The sequence below is a fragment of the Bradyrhizobium sp. SZCCHNRI3052 genome (assembly GCF_032484895.1).
Taxonomy (GTDB): Bacteria; Pseudomonadota; Alphaproteobacteria; order Rhizobiales; family Xanthobacteraceae; genus Bradyrhizobium.
Genome location: NZ_JAUETW010000002.1, coordinates 765904 through 780635 on the forward strand (window position 1 = coordinate 765904; position 14732 = coordinate 780635).

The following is a 14732-nucleotide window of genomic DNA, read 5'->3' on the forward strand; positions in this document are numbered from 1 at the left end:
AGGACGTACGCCGTCGGTTGACACCTCGTAGTTATGCAAGTCACGTGCCTGCCGAAGCGGGCTATCGATAGAGCCCCCCGCGCAGGGACGCGGAGGGCTTGCCTTGATCCTGGATCTCGCGAGTCCTCGCGGATCAGTCGGCCATGGCGCGGGCCTCGGTCAAGGCGATGTCGAGCAGGTTGTCACTCGCCGCGTTGCCGCGCTTGCCGGCCGTCAGACGATAGAGCAGCAGACCGACGGCGAACAGCACCACGAAGGCCGCGAACACCTGCAGGTTGAACCAAATCATCGTGAGCAGCGAGAGCGTCGCACACACCAGCGCCACGGCCGGAAGCACGGGATAGAGCGGCGCCTTGAACGGCCTGATGAGGTTGGGCTCGGTGGCGCGCAGGCGGAACAGCGCGGCCATGCTCATGATGTACATCACGAGCGCGCCGAACACGCTCATGGTGACGATGTTCGCCGTCAGCGTCTGCCCGGCGAACTGGATGAGCTCGTCGGAGTAGATCGCGGCGATGCCGATCACGCCGCCGGCCAAGATCGCCCAATGCGGCGTGCGGCAGGTCGGGTGCAGCGCGGCGAGCTTGGCCGGCAGGAAGCCGGCGCGCGACAGCGCGAAGATCTGCCGCGAGTAGCCCATGATGATGCCGTGGAACGAGGCGATCAGTCCGAACAGGCCGATCCACACCAGCATGTGCAGCCAGCCGGAGTTTTCGCCGACCACGATCTTCATCGCCTGCGGCAGCGGATCGTTGATGTTGGCGAGCTTCGACCAGTCGCCGACGCCGCCGGCCATGATCATGGTGCCGAAGGCGAGCACGACGAGCGTCAGAATCCCGGCGATGTAGGCGAGCGGAATCGTCTTGGTCGGATTCTTGGTCTCCTCCGCGGCCATGGCCGCACCTTCGATCGCCAGGAAGAACCAGATTGCGAAGGGGATCGCCGCGACGATGCCGCCGATGCTCGTCAGCGAGAACGAATTCTCACCGGCCCAGCCGTTGGCGGCGAAGTTGGCGAAGGAGAAACCGGGCGACACGACGCCCATGAACACCAGGAGCTCGGCAATCGCCAGGATCGTGACGAACAGCTCGAACGTCGCGGCGATCGATACGCCGGCGATGTTGAGGGCCATGAACACCAGATAGGCGCCGAGCGCGGCGGTCTTGGGCGACAGCGCCGGAAACTGGACGTTGAGATAGGCGCCGATGGCGAGCGCGATGGCAGGCGGAGCGAACACGAACTCGATCAGCGTCGCGAAGCCGGCGACGAAGCCGCCGAGCGGGCCGAAGGCACGGTAGGAATAGGCGAACGGTCCGCCGGCATGCGGGATCGCGGTGGTGAGCTCGGTGAAGGAGAAGATGAAGGTCGTATACATCACCGCGATGAAGATCGTGGTGACGAGGAAGCCGAGCGTGCCGGCCTTGTCCCAGCCATAGCTCCAGCCGAAATATTCGCCGGAGATCACCAGCCCGACCGCGATGCCCCACAGATGGAGTCCGGTCAGGCTCTTCGAAAGGGTCGGTTTGGCCTCGTCACTCATGTCCAGTCGCTCCTGTCTGCTTGTGATGGGTGATTTGGGATGACGATGTGGTCGTCTCGATCGCGGCATCCGGCGCCGCCTCCTTGAGGCCGATGCCGGTGACGCCGATCCGCAGCGCCTCGCGCACCAGCCAGGCCAGCTTGTCGGCGGCGCGCTCGGCCGAGAGCCCGTGGTCGTGAATGTTGGAAATGCAGTTGCGGGCGCTGTCGCGCAGGCCCGGGGCCGGGTGCAGCGTCAGATACACTCCGAGGGAGTCCGCGGCCGACAGACCCGGACGCTCGCCGATCAGGACCGCGACCAGCCGTGCGCGCATCGCGGCGCCGACATCGTCACCCAGCGCCACGCGCGCCTGCGAAGCCAGCACGATCGGGCCGATGGACAGGCCCGTCAGACGCGCCTCGGTGGCGATCACGACAGCGGCGGCATGGTTTTCGACGGCATCCGCCGACAGCCCGTCGGCAATGATGAAGACGAGATCGTACGGACCGGATGTCAGCCTGTCGGCTTCCTCCGCGGCGAGGCGGCGCCCGAGGTCGGGCCGGCGCAGATAGCTGGCGCGGTCCGGTGCTGCACTCGCGACCTCGATCACCTCCCGCGGCGCGAGCGCGTCGGCGATGCCGTCGAAATTGACCTTGCCCCATACGGCATCGCGCGCGAGCGCATGCGCCATCTGGAATTCCAGCTTCGCGGCCGTCGGAAGCCCGTCGCCGGCGCGGCCGAGTGCGACGCGGGCGCGCGTCATCCCGCGCAGCAGGTCGAACGGATCGCCCCTCATGCCCGCGCTCCCTGGCCGATCAGCCGGACTACGGAAGGCGCGCTGCCCGGCAATGGCGGCACGCGGCCGCTTTGGTCGAGCAGGCCCATCCGCGCCAGCCAGGCCTCGAACTCCGGCGCCGGGCGGCGGCCGAGCAGATGCCGCAGCCGCATCACGTCGTGATGCGACAGGCTCTGATAGTTGAGCATGATGTCGTCGGCGCCCGGCACGGCGATCAGGAAGTTGACGTTGGCCGCCGCGAGCAGCAGCGCCAGATCGTCCATGTCGTCCTGATCGGCCTCGGCGTGGTTGGTGTAGCAGACATCGCAGCCCATGGGCACGCCGAGCAGCTTGGCGCAGAAATGATCCTCCAGCCCGGCGCGGATGATCTCCTTCGCGTCGTAGAGATATTCGGGACCGATGAAGCCGACCACGGTGTTGACCAGCAGCGGTGAAAACACGCGCGCGACGGCATAGGCGCGGGCCTCGACGGTCTGCTGATCGAGGCCGTGATGGGCGTCGGCCGACAGCGCCGCGCCCTGGCCGGTCTCGAAATACATGACGTTGTTGCCGACCGTGCCGCGCTTCAGCGACAAGGCTGCGTCCTGCGCCTCGGCGAGCAGCTTCAGGGTCACGCCGAAGCCGGCATTGGCAGCCTCGGTGCCGGCGATCGACTGGAAGACGAGGTCGAGCGGCGCGCCTTTCTCGATCGCCCGGATCGAGGTCGTGACGTGGCTCAGCACGCAGGACTGCGTCGGCACCTCGAATTTGAGCCTGAGATCATCGAGCATCGTGAGCAGGCGGATGCAGGCCTCGACATTGTCGGTCGCGGGATTGATGCCGATCACCGCATCGCCCATGCCGAACAGCAGGCCATCGAGCGTGCCTGCGGCGATCGCCTGGGGATCGTCGGTCGGATCATTCGGCTGCAGCCGCGACGACAGCCGCCCCTCCAGGCCGATGGTGGAGCGGAAGCGGGTCACGACCCGGCATTTGGCCGCGACGGCGACGAGATCGCCATTGCCGCAGAGCTTGGAGACCGCGGCCACCATCTCCGGCGTCAGGCCCGGCGCGAGGGCGGCCAGCCGGTTGGCATCCGCCTCCCAGGACATCAGCCATTCGCGCAATTCTCCGACGGTCAGCGACGCGACGGGCGCGAATGCGGCGGCATCGTGGCTGTCGAGGATGAGGCGCGTGACCTCGTCGCTCTCGTAGGGAATCAGCGGCTCGTCGAGGAAACGCCGCAGCGGCACGTCGGCGAGCGCCATCCGCGCCGCCACCCGCCGCGCGGCGCTGTCGGCTGCTATGCCAGCCAGCTCATCGCCAGAGCGGCGCGGCGAGGCGCAGGCCAGCAGCGTCTTGAGATCGTCGAACACATGAGTTTCGCCGCGATGGCGCGACCGGAACGCACCCGTCATCTTCGACCTGCCGCTCGTGCTGCGTCAGAGCGGTCCAAGCGGCCGCGATGGCGACCACAACGCTCATGAGCTGGGACAGGTTAAGCGAGGGCGGCTCCGGAAACTTGACATCTTAGCACAATCTTCGGTCACGCCGCGCGAATGCTCAGAAAACTGGCATCGGTGACCCTCGGGGGCGGGCGAATGCTGTCAACACGTGGACGGCCCGCCATGGACCGCGCCGCTCCAGAATGCTATCTCGCCACCCCACATGAGTGACCTGTCCATTACGATCTCCGCCGAAAAGCCGGGCGACGCGCAGGCGATCGAGCGGCTGCATGAGCGCACCTTCGGCCCCGGCCGCTTCGTGCTGAGCGCCTACCGCTTGCGCGAGCATGTCGATCATCTGCTCGCGCTGTCGTTCACCGCCCATATCGGCACTTTGCTGGTCGGCTCGGTGCGGCAACTGCCGATCTGCGTCGGCGACACCAAGGCGCTGATGCTCGGGCCGCTGACGGTCGAGCCGCCGTTCCGCAAGCACGGCATCGGCCGCATGCTGATGGAGCGCTCGGTCGTGGACGCGCGGGCGCAGGGCCACCGCTTGATACTGCTGGTGGGTGACGCGGCCTACTACGCGCGCGTCGGCTTCAAGCCGGTGCCGAAGGGCAGGGCGATCATGCCGGGACCGGTGGATTACAACCGGCTGCTGGTGAACGAACTGATCGAGGGCGCGTTCGAGGGCGTCGAGGGTGCGATCCGGCCCGATTGGGATTACGCGAAGTAATCTCGGTCTCTCCGTCATTGCGAGCGAAGCGAAGCAATCCAGAGTTCCGCCCACGTCTCTGGATTGCTTCGTCGCTTCGCTCCTCGCAATGACGAAGGAGGGGGCGCAGATTGGTCGCGTTCTGCGCCCTCCTCGAATCAGAATTTGAGGTTGGCAAAGATCCGCACGCCGATGCCGGGCAGCAGCACCTCGTCCTTGGTGTAGGACACCGAATTACGGATCTTCTCGTTGAGCAGATTGTTGCCGACGAGGCCGACCAGCATCTCGCGCGCGCCGAACATGTTCGCATCGAGTTTGGTCCGGTAGCTGACCTCCGCCTTGAGCAGGTTGTAGCCCGGCGTCGGAGTCTCCGCGATCGGCGCGATGTCGTTCTGCGCGAAGGCGTGCAGCAGGTTGATGCGGGTCAGCCAGTTGGCATCGCGCCAGAACAGGCCGCCGCCGACGCGCATCGGCGGAATCCGCGGCACGTTGGTGCCGTCCGCGAAGGTGGCGCGGACGACGTCGAACTGGTTCTCGATGCCCCAGATGCCGCTGCCGAGCGGAGCAACATCGAACTGGCTCTGGAACTCGAAGCCGCGGAACAGCGCGTTGCGCTGCGAGTAGACAGCCTGATTCAGCTCGGTGCCGGTGGTGCCGCAGGAGGCAAAATCGTCGCCGCACATCACGCCGGTCAGCCGGCGATAGATGAAGTTGCTGAACTGCGTGTAGTAGGCAGTGGCTTCGAAGCGGAACGGGCCGGTGGCCTTGCGCAGCCCGGCCTCGACGGTCTTGGCGGTCTCGATGGTCAGGTTCGGATTGCCGATGTCGAAGGTTGCGGTCGCATCATGGCCGCCGCGCGAGAAGAGCTCGGCTGGCTTCGGCGCGCGCTCGACATATTGCGCGGTCACGCTCGCCACCAGATCGCCCGGCAGGTTCTGCAACAGGCCGACGCTCGCGCTCTTCGGCGTGTATGACGGATTTCGGGCGATGTTGGCCTGCGGCGTGCCGTCCGGCAGATAGTCGACCGGGAAGTTCGGCGTGGAGCCGTTCAGCGCGATGTGCTCGATCCGGCCGGCGACCTGCGCCTTGGTTGAGGGCGAGAAGGCGAACTCGTTGAAGACATAGCCGGCGACGCGGTTGTTGGTGTTGGGGCCGAACAGGCCGTTGAACACCGAGCCGGGATTGTCGGGGCTCGGCGCATTCAGCTCCTGGTGCCCGGCCTGCACGCCATAGGCGGTCGTCAGGGTGGCGAAGCGCAGATTGACGGGCATCATCTGCATCTCGACGCGCGCTTCCTGCTCGCGATTGGTGAAGGTCTGGCGCACGCCATCGGTGGTCGGGTCGGTGACGGCTGCAAGGCCGAGCTCATTGTGCCGATAGTCTGTCGCGCCGGCCCAGAACCGGATCGCGTCGATTGCCGCGGAGTCCGGGCGATACTCGCCCTTCGCGGTGATCTTGGTCTGGTGCGCATCGATCCGGGTCCGGCTGTCGGCGCCGCCAATGCCGGGGATGTGGTAGAGCGCATCGGTCTGCGTGATCGCGGCGCCGACGAAGCCGCCTGAGAAGAAGTAGCTGCCGCCGATCGAGGCGCCATCGTTCTGCGCGGCGGAGTTCGGTTGCCGGCCGTTCACCGGGCGGGTCTGGTCGAACAGATAGGGATAGCCGGGAATGGAGTAGTCGCCGGTCTTGCGGCCGTAGGCATCGGCATGAAGCGCGAAATTGCCGCCGCCGGCATCGAGCAGCACGCCGCCCTCGACGCCGCGGTCGACCGAGCTGAACGAGGTGCGCGTTTCCACGGTAACGCAAGGCGCGCTGCCCGCGGCCGGAGCGCTCGCCGGCAGGCCATAGGTCTGGAACGGCGCGGTCGAACAGGTCGGCAGGGCCTGCGGAATGCGGTTGTTGGTGGCGCTGACGACGCCGCCGATCGAGGTCGAGCCGTAGCGTAGCGCCGCGGGGCCGCGGACCACCTCGATCTGGTCGCTGGTGAGCGGATCGATCGGGACGAAATGGTCCTCGCCGAGATCCGAGGCGCCGCCGCCGCCGAGGCCGTTCTCGACGATGCCGACGCGGTTGACGTCGAGGCCGCGAATGATCGGCCGGCTCGATGCGCCCGGCGCGAAGCTCGATCCGGTGATGCCGGGTTTCGAATTGAGAAGGTCGCCGAGCGTGGCGGCGCCGGAGCGGCGCAGTTCCTCGTTCGGCACCACGGTGACGGTCGCGAACTGGTCGGTGACGACAGGCAGCACGCCCTGTTGCGGCGGGGGCGGCGCGGTCTGTGCCTCGCGCGCGGGCGCCGGCGTGCGTGGGCCGCTCCGGGCCACGCGCGCTGTGGGATTGGGCCGCGGCACCACCGGCTTGCGGGCACGGATCGGGCTCGGTGCGGTCACTGTGACCTCGGGCAGTTCGGCCGCCGGCTTCGCAGGATCGTCAGCGCGCGCGGGCGCACCCAAAGCGCACAACATGGCTGCGGCACTGCAGCCCGACATCAAGGCTCTCGACAACATCTTTCACTTCCTGATCCTGATCAGGCGTCCCACGTCTTTCGTTGCCGGCGGGATGCGCCTGCCGTCGTCGTGCGACGGACCCATTCCTTCACGCGGCCGCCGTGCGCTCGCGCGCAGGGCAGCGTTTCGAGCGGCTCAGATCAGGCGGTGGGAGGAGCGCGCGGCTGGAAGGCGGTGTCGATGACGACAGCCGCGACAGTGGCGGTGATCGCATCGGGCAGACGGAATGCGACCGCTTCAGGAGGCGTCAGAACTGGCGCCGGTGACAGCAGGATCGACTGCGCCATCGCCATGACGGCGCAGATGGCACAGCCATCCGGCGACGGCTGTTGATCGGGATCTTGGTCAGCGGGAGAGGGACCAGTGTGCCGCTCGGCGATGGAGATGCCGCCGCCGTCCCGGGCTTGTCCGGCGAGGCAATGCACATGGCCGAACGCGAGCGCGAATTGCAGCACCAGCGCCAGCAGCGCTAGCCGCGAGACATCCTTGATGTTCGCGCGAAACCAGCTCATCGCCAGCTCTGGCTCATATGAATAGGCCACCCCGTTCGGCTGAGAGGCTCAGCCTTTGTTACAATATAACATCGCAAGGGAGCTTCACAGCTGTCAATCAGTGCACTGCAACGGTGGTCGGAATCCCCGTCGCTGTGCCCTTCGCGCCACGTGGCGCGCCGCGGTGGTGCGTGCTTGTGTCTTCGTGTCAGCGTCCCTCGCGCACCCAGGTCGCGGCGAGCGCGCCGAGCAGCAGCAAGAGGCCGACCACGCCGGCGAACATCGGCAGCACGCCGACGCCCTTGACCACGCTGGCATCGCGCATGCGCACGCCCATCCAGCCGTCGCCGCTGAACAAGGTCGATGACCTCACCGGGACGATGCGCGGCATGTCGATGCCCGAGCCGTCGCCGATGCGGCGGGCATCGCCGCCCGTCGCCTGTGCCAGCGGCTTCAGGGTTTCGGTGGTCGAGGTGACCTCCGAGAATTCCTTGGGATTGGTCGGGCCGACATTGATCAGCGCCTTCAAGGTGCCGTCGGTCGCCTGCCACAGGCCGAGCTCGTTGGCGGGAAGGGTCGCGCGCCATTCGCCGGGATCGCCCTGGCTCAGAGTGAGCTCACGCGTCTGGCCCGACGGCGAGGTCACGGTCACCGGCGGGACGCTGTCGCCCATCGTCTGCCGGATGACGGCGAGATCCTTGCCTTGAATCTGCAGCCGCAGTGCTTCCTCGTCGAGATCCGGCTGCTGCATCAGCCAGTGCGACATGCGCCGGAGCAGGTCGAGATGCGGTCCGCCGCCCTCGTAGCCGCGTGCCCACAGCCAGATGTGGTCGGACAGCAGCAGCGCGACGCGGCCGGCGCCGAAGCGCGACAGCAGCAGCAGCGGCTTGCCGTCGGCGCCGGTCATGACCGGCGGACTGACCGCATTGCGCGTCTCCACGGTGCGGAAGAAGCGGCTCCAGCGCGGCGGCTCGGAGCCCGAGCCTTCGAGGCCGCGCGTCACCGGATGGCGTTTGCCGGCGTCAGATAGATGCGCATAGAAGGGCTTCTCGGTGACGCCGACCGGCTCGGCGGGCAGCACCGAATCGAGCGGTGTGCGCCAGATGCTGGTGTTGGAGGCGTAGTCCGGGCCGGCCGAGACCAGCACCGCGCCGCCATTCCGGACGTAGCGCGCGATGTTGTCGAAATAGGCGATCGGCAACACGCCCTGGCGGGCGTAGCGGTCGAAGATGATCAGCTGGAATTCGTTGATCTTCTGCTGGAACAGCTCACGGGTCGGAAACGCGATCAGCGACAGCTCGTTGATCGGGGTGCCGTCCTGCTTCTCCGGCGGCCGCAGGATCGTGAAGTGGACGAGATCGATGCTGGCGTCCGACTTCAAAAGGTTGCGCCAGGTGCGCTCGCCCGAATGCGGCTCGCCCGACACCAGGAGCACGCGCAGCTTGTCGCGCACGCCATCGATCGAGACCACCGCGCGGTTGTTGACGAGGGTCAGCTCGTTGTCGAGCGGCGAGGCCTCGATCTCGACGATGTTCTGGCCTTCGTGCTTGACGTCGACGTCGACATTGGCGGCCTGGCCGCTGGTCAAGGTGCGCTCGCTGATGACCTCGCCGTCGCGGCGGATCACGACCTTCGCGCTGGCGCCGCTGACGCCCTGGTCGTCGAGCCGGAAGCTGATGGTCTGCGGCTGGCCGACGATGCCGAAGCGCGGCGCGGCGGTGATCGCGATGCGGCGGTCGCGCTCGGCCTTCTGGCCCGTGATCAGGGCCTGCAGCGGAGCCTGGAAGCCGAGTGCGGCCACGTTGCCGGGAATGTCGTGAACGCGGCCGTCGGTGATCATGAAGGCGCCCGCGACCCGATCGACGGGGACGTCCGACAGCGCCGAGGTCAGCGCGCTGAACAGATGCGTGCCGTCGGTCTCGCCGTCGGCCTGGCCGGCATCGACGACGCGGACCTCGAGGCCCTTGATCGTCTTCAAGCTGTCGACCAGCGACTCCTGGGCCGCCTGGGTCTGCTTGTTGCGGTCACCGAAATTCTGGCTCGGGCTCTTGTCGACCACGACGGCGGCGACCGAGCTCAGCGGCTCGCGGTCCTCGCGCGTGAACTGCGGATTGGCCAGCGCGAGCGCGATCAAAGCCAGCGCGGTGACGCGGATCCAGGCCGAACGCGAGCGGCCGAGCAACAGGAGCGCGGCGATGACGACGATTGCGCCGATCGCAAGCCACAGCACGATCGGCGGAACCAGAGGTGTGAACGCGATGCCGTAGTTCATGAGGCAAACTCGCAGTTGTCGTCATGCCCGGGCTCGTGCCGGGCATCCACGTCGCGCAGCGTGCGTCGCTGCTCGTGGATCGCCGGGTCAAGCCCGGCCATGACAACCATTGTTGTTGCGATATCGAGAGCGACGACGCGCATTGTCACTGCCCGAGCCGTTCGATCAGCGCCGGCGCGTGCACCTGGTCGGCCTTGTAGTTGCCGGTCAGCGTGTACATCACGATGTTGACGCCGGCGCGGAAGGCGAATTCGCGCTGCCGTGGCTCGCCCGGAACCATCGGCAGCATGGCCTGGCCGTCGGGGCGGATGGCCCAGGCGCCGGCGAGATCGTTGGAGGTGATGATGATCGGTGAGACGCCGTCGCCGCCACGCGCCGGACGGGAGGCGCTGTCCTCGTCCTCATCTTTCGGCAGCGCCTCGACCCAGGTCTGGCCCGCGGTGAAGCGGCCGGGGAAGTCGCGCAGCAGGTAGAACGTCTTGGTCAGCACGTGCTCGCGCGGCACCGGCTCGAGCTCGGGCACATCGAGCGACGACAGGATCTCGCGCAGCGACTGCATGCCCGGGGTCTGCTGCGCGCCGTTCTCGCCCGGAGGAGCCTCGACGGCGTCGCGGGTATCGAAGATCACCGTGCCGCCCTGCTTCATGTAGGCGTCGATCTTGTTGATCGCGTCCTGCGGCGGCTTCGGCACGCCCGGCACGATCGGCCAGTAGATCAGCGGGAAGAAGGCAAGCTCGTCATGGGCGGGATCGACGCCGACGGGATCGCCGGCTTCAAGCGCAGTCCGCTGCGCCAGGAACAAGGTCAGCCCGGTCAGTCCGGCCTTGACGATGGAATCGACGTCGGCATTGCCGGTCACGACATAGGCAAGCCGCGTCTGTGACACCGCGCGCATCGCGAAATCATCGCTGGCGGCGTCGGCGCGTGCGGGCGTCGGCATCGCGACCGCGAGCAGGGCGCCGGTTGCCAGCACCGCAAGCGCGATGGCCGCGGGGGCCGCACGCCGTCGTCTTGCCAACGCGGCCAGCACGCCGCCGAGCAGGGCGACAATGACGGCGTCGATCAGGAACAGCAGCAGTGCGGTCGACAGCAGGATGCCCCGGAGATCGCGCGGCTCGGCGGTGGTGTAGCTGGCGCGGTTGGCGCGCAGCGCTGCCGTGTCGAGCTGCAGAATGCGATCGGCGGGGCTGAGCGTGTTCACTGCGGTAGGTCCCTCGGCTGGGCCATAGAATCCGGGCGGATGATCCAGCGAAGCCCGGTCGTTGAAATCAGCCGGTAGCGGCTTGGCGGTCGAAGGCGGCGGTCCGAAGGCGCCGAAGCCGTCGAGGATGTGCAGCGGCGCCAGCGTGGCCTTGGCGGTCTCACCCGCGGGACCAGGGCCCGGCGTCGAGGTGTAGCCGGACATGTCGACGATGCGGCGGAGCATCTCGACCATGGCGCCGGACATCGGCAGATCGGACCAGCGCATGTCGGCGCTGACGTGGAACAGCGCGATCAGGCCTTTGCCGCGATGCTCACCGGTGACGAGCGGCGTGCCGTCCTCGAGAGACGCCCAGCTCTTGGTCGCCAGCACGGCGTCGGGCTCGGCGAGAACCTGGCGGTTGACGGTGACGTCCTTCGGGACAGTGATGCCGGCGAACGGGCCGTCGGCGGCGAACGCGGCCAGGTGCTGCGGCTTCTCCCAGGTCAGGCTGCCGCCCAGGGTGCGGCCGCCGCGGCGCAGCTTCACCGGCACGAGGTCGTCGTCGCCCTGCGCCAGGCGCGGGCCGGCGAAGCGCACCAGCACGCCGCCATTCTCGATCCAGCCGTTGAGACGGTCGCGCAGCTCCGGCGACAGCGTGCCGACGTCGGCCATCACGATCATCGGCACCTTCTGGTCGAGGAACTGCGTGATGACCTGCTGCGGGGCGCCGCGATCGCCGAGCCTGAGATCGGCGAACGGCGACAGCGCGCGGGTGAGATAGAAGGTCGGTGCGAGCAGCGGCTGCGCGGTGTCGCTGGTTGCGCCGGAGACGATGCCGACGGCGCGGCGGCGCCAGCGCTTGTCGAGCAACTGCACGGCGCCGGCCGAGCGCTCGCCCGCAATCTCGAGCCGGGTGATGTCGTTGCGCAGCTCGACCGGCAGGTCGAAGCTCGCCTCGGCGTCGTGCGCGCCGGCGGCAAAGCTGAACTGTGCCTCGCCGAGCGGCGAGCCCTTGGCATCGAGCGCCCGCACGATGCCGCCCGGAACGGAGAGATCCGCCCGCAGCACCTTCACCGTCATCTTGGCGGCCGCGTTCTCGGCGCCGGCGAGCGCCAGCGGCGAGGGCGTGCCGCCTTCGAACACGGTCAGGCTGCGGTCGCCGATCGTCTTGGCGAGACCCCCCACGAACTCGCTGCCGCGGCCGGTATCGACGCCGTCGGAGAACCACATGATCTCGGCATCGCCGGTCGCTTTCAGGAAGCGATCGAGCTGCGGCAGCGCGTCGGCGCGCTCGGTCGTGTAGGCCTTGGGCGCGATCTGGCGCAGCGCGACGCGCGCAGCACCGGCCGGCATCAAGGTGAGGTCACGCGCGGGCTCCGACAGCGGCAGCAGCGCGACGCCGCGGCGGTCGGCATCGGCGTTGGCGATGATCTCGTCGGCGGCCCTGATGCGCGTGTCCCAGCTTGCGGCCGCGCTCCAGCTGTCGTCGAGCAGCAGCACCAGCGGCGCCTTGCTGCCGACGGCTTCGGTGCGCGGATTCCAGATCGGGCCGGCTGCGGCGAAGATCACCAGCGCCGCCGCCACCAGCCGCAGCAGGGTGAGCCACCACGGCGAGCGCGACGGCGTCTCTTCCTTGGGCGTGATGTCGAACAACAGCCGGGTCGGCGGAAACTCGATGCGGCGCGGCCGCGGCGGCATCACCCGCAGCAGCCACCACAGCACCGGCAGGCTGACGAGACCGGTCAGCAGCAGCGGTTCGGCGAACGACAGCGGCAGGCCCATCATGCGCCGAGCCCTCCGGGGCCAGCGCCCACTTTGACGCCGCCGCGCGCGCTACCTTTGGCCGTGGTCATGCCGGCATGCAGGAACAGCAGCAGCTCGGCGGCCGAGCGGCTGGTGGTGTGGGTTGTGAACAGCCAATCGAGCCTGCCGGTCTCGGCGCGGATCTGGTCGCGATGCAGCGCCACGCGAGCGACGTAGTCCTGCGCCCAGCTCTCGGCGCGGCCGGCCGTGATCACCTCGCCGCCTTCCGGCTCGACGAACTCGACGCGGCCCGAATAGGGGAAGGTCTCCTCGGCCGGATCCACCACCTGCACCATCGTGCCGTGTGCACCGGACGCGGACAGGCCCGCCAGCATGGTGCTGATCTCGGAGATCGGCGACCAGAAATCCGACAGCACGACGATCTCGGCGAGCGCCGAGGGGACGAAGGACGGCGGCAGGCTCGGCCTGACAGCTTCGTCATGCAGCATCGCCTGCGCGATTCGGTCGATCACGTTGCGGCTTCCGGTCGGATTGATCAGGCCGGGAATGCCGACGCGTTCGCCGCCGGCCACCAGCAGCTCGGCCAGGGCGAAGGTCACGATCAGCGCGCGCTCGAGCTTGCTGTCGCGCGCGCCCTTCGACGCGAAGGCCATCGACGGCGAGCGGTCCGGCCAGATCCACACCGTGTGCGCGGCCTCCCATTCCTGCTCGCGGACATAGAGATGGTCATCGCGCGCGGAGCGGCGCCAGTCGACGCGCTGCGACGGCTCACCGGAGACGAAGCGTCGGTACTGCCAGAAGCTTTCGCCGGAGCCGGCGCGGCGCCTTCCATGCAAGCCATGAATGACGTTGGCGGCAATCTGCCGGGCTTCCAACACCAGCCGCGGCAGCGACGATGCCAGCGTCCGGCTTTCGCCATCGGCACGCCGTATCGCGAGAATCTCCTTGTCGGCGTGCCCTGTCGCTGCGGCCATCAGCCAATCCGGCTCTTCAATTGCCGGATCACGTCCGGAATGGTGCGTCCCTCGGCGCGCGCCGGGAAGGTCAGCGCCATGCGGTGCTTGAGCACGGGCTCGGCGAGATCGAGCACGTCGTCGATCGAGGGCGCGAGCCGGCCGTCGAGCAGCGCGCGGGCGCGCACCGCGAGCATCAGCGACTGGCTGGCGCGGGGACCGGGGCCCCAGGCGATCAGCTTGCCGGCCTCTCCGGCCTCGGGACCGGGACGCGCCGAGCGCACCAGCGACAGGATCGCCTCGACCACGGAATCGCCGACCGGCAGGCGCCGCACCAGACGCTGGGCCGCGATCAACGCATCGGCCGTCATCGCGCCCTTGGCGGCACTCTCCTCGGCGCCGGTGGTCTCGAACAGGATGCGGCGCTCGGCATCGCGATCCGGATAGTCGACGTCGATCTCCATCAGGAAGCGGTCGAGCTGAGCCTCGGGAAGCGGATAGGTTCCTTCCTGCTCCAGCGGATTCTGGGTCGCGAGCACGTGGAAGGGCTTCGGCAGGTCATGGCGGGCGCCTGCAACCGTGATGTGCTGCTCCTGCATGGCTTGCAGCAGCGCCGACTGCGTGCGCGGGCTGGCGCGGTTGATCTCGTCGGCCATCAGGAGTTGCGCAAACACCGGGCCGGCGATGAAGCGGAACGAGCGCTTGCCGCCGGCGCTTTCGTCCAGCACCTCAGCGCCCAGAATGTCCGACGGCATCAGGTCCGGCGTGAACTGGATGCGCTTCGCATCGAGGCCGAGCGTCACGCCCAAGGTCTCGACCAGCTTGGTCTTGGCGAGGCCGGGGACGCCGATCAGCAGCGCGTGGCCGCCGGACAGGATGGTCACCAGCGTGTTTTCCACCACGCGGTCCTGGCCGAAGATGACGCCGGAGATCGCATCCTTTGCCGCTCGGATCTGGCCGGAGACCTGTTCGGCCGACCGGACGATCGCATCCTCGAGCTTCTCGGCACTCTCAGCCATTTCCGTCGCTCCTTCTGCCCCGCATCTTGAACTTTCGGACGGACGTTCCGCTCCAGTTTGCCGGGAAGCGGATGCCAACCTATGCGAAGGCG

General features: G+C 68.1%; 11 protein-coding genes. 1 reads left to right on the forward strand and 10 read right to left on the reverse strand.

The window, feature by feature from the left end:
- Nucleotides 1-133: 133 nt before the first annotated feature.
- The 3 genes from eat to QW887_RS08705 are packed head-to-tail and all read right to left on the reverse strand — an operon-like array spanning nt 134 to nt 3712.
- The gene (gene eat, locus QW887_RS08695; protein ID WP_316194381.1) at nt 134-1540 is read right to left on the reverse strand and encodes an ethanolamine permease; all 1407 of its coding nucleotides are present in this window, start codon (nt 1538-1540) and stop codon (nt 134-136) included.
- The gene (gene eutC / locus QW887_RS08700) at nt 1533-2315 is read right to left on the reverse strand and encodes an ethanolamine ammonia-lyase subunit EutC (RefSeq protein WP_315717306.1); all 783 of its coding nucleotides are present in this window, start codon (nt 2313-2315) and stop codon (nt 1533-1535) included. The genes eat and eutC overlap by 8 nt, the downstream gene beginning before the upstream one ends.
- Nucleotides 2312-3712, reverse strand: a complete 1401-nt coding sequence (locus tag QW887_RS08705) for an ethanolamine ammonia-lyase subunit EutB (RefSeq protein WP_315717305.1) — start codon at nt 3710-3712, stop codon at nt 2312-2314. The genes eutC and QW887_RS08705 overlap by 4 nt, the downstream gene beginning before the upstream one ends.
- A 250-nt stretch (nt 3713-3962) precedes the next feature.
- On the opposite strand from QW887_RS08705, the gene QW887_RS08710 reads away from it, so the two are divergent.
- Nucleotides 3963-4475: an N-acetyltransferase gene (locus QW887_RS08710; RefSeq protein ID WP_315717304.1), complete on the forward strand. Its 513-nt coding sequence runs from the start codon at nt 3963-3965 to the stop codon at nt 4473-4475.
- A gap of 137 nt (nt 4476-4612) precedes the next feature.
- Here the strand turns inward: QW887_RS08710 and QW887_RS08715 are convergent, their stop codons facing one another.
- From QW887_RS08715 to QW887_RS08745, 7 genes are all read right to left on the reverse strand, one after another.
- Complete coding sequence (locus QW887_RS08715; protein ID WP_315717371.1) at nt 4613-6940, reverse strand: TonB-dependent receptor; 2328 nt, start codon at nt 6938-6940, stop codon at nt 4613-4615.
- A gap of 158 nt (nt 6941-7098) precedes the next feature.
- Complete coding sequence (locus tag QW887_RS08720) at nt 7099-7470, reverse strand: DUF2946 family protein (RefSeq protein ID WP_315717303.1); 372 nt, start codon at nt 7468-7470, stop codon at nt 7099-7101.
- 187 nt (nt 7471-7657) lie between these two features.
- Nucleotides 7658-9721, reverse strand: a complete 2064-nt coding sequence (locus tag QW887_RS08725; RefSeq protein ID WP_316175827.1) for a hypothetical protein — start codon at nt 9719-9721, stop codon at nt 7658-7660.
- A complete protein-coding gene (locus QW887_RS08730; protein ID WP_316175826.1) occupies nt 9718-9864 on the reverse strand; it encodes a hypothetical protein in 147 nt (48 codons plus the stop codon). Before QW887_RS08730 ends, QW887_RS08725 begins: the two co-directional genes overlap by 4 nt.
- Nucleotides 9865-9866: 2 nt before the next feature.
- Nucleotides 9867-12689, reverse strand: a complete 2823-nt coding sequence (locus QW887_RS08735) for a DUF4159 domain-containing protein (RefSeq protein ID WP_316175825.1) — start codon at nt 12687-12689, stop codon at nt 9867-9869.
- Complete coding sequence (locus tag QW887_RS08740; protein ID WP_315750392.1) at nt 12686-13642, reverse strand: DUF58 domain-containing protein; 957 nt, start codon at nt 13640-13642, stop codon at nt 12686-12688. The genes QW887_RS08735 and QW887_RS08740 overlap by 4 nt, the downstream gene beginning before the upstream one ends.
- The gene (locus QW887_RS08745; protein WP_315717298.1) at nt 13642-14640 is read right to left on the reverse strand and encodes a MoxR family ATPase; all 999 of its coding nucleotides are present in this window, start codon (nt 14638-14640) and stop codon (nt 13642-13644) included. Before QW887_RS08745 ends, QW887_RS08740 begins: the two co-directional genes overlap by 1 nt.
- Between the last annotated feature and the right edge of the window lie 92 nt (nt 14641-14732).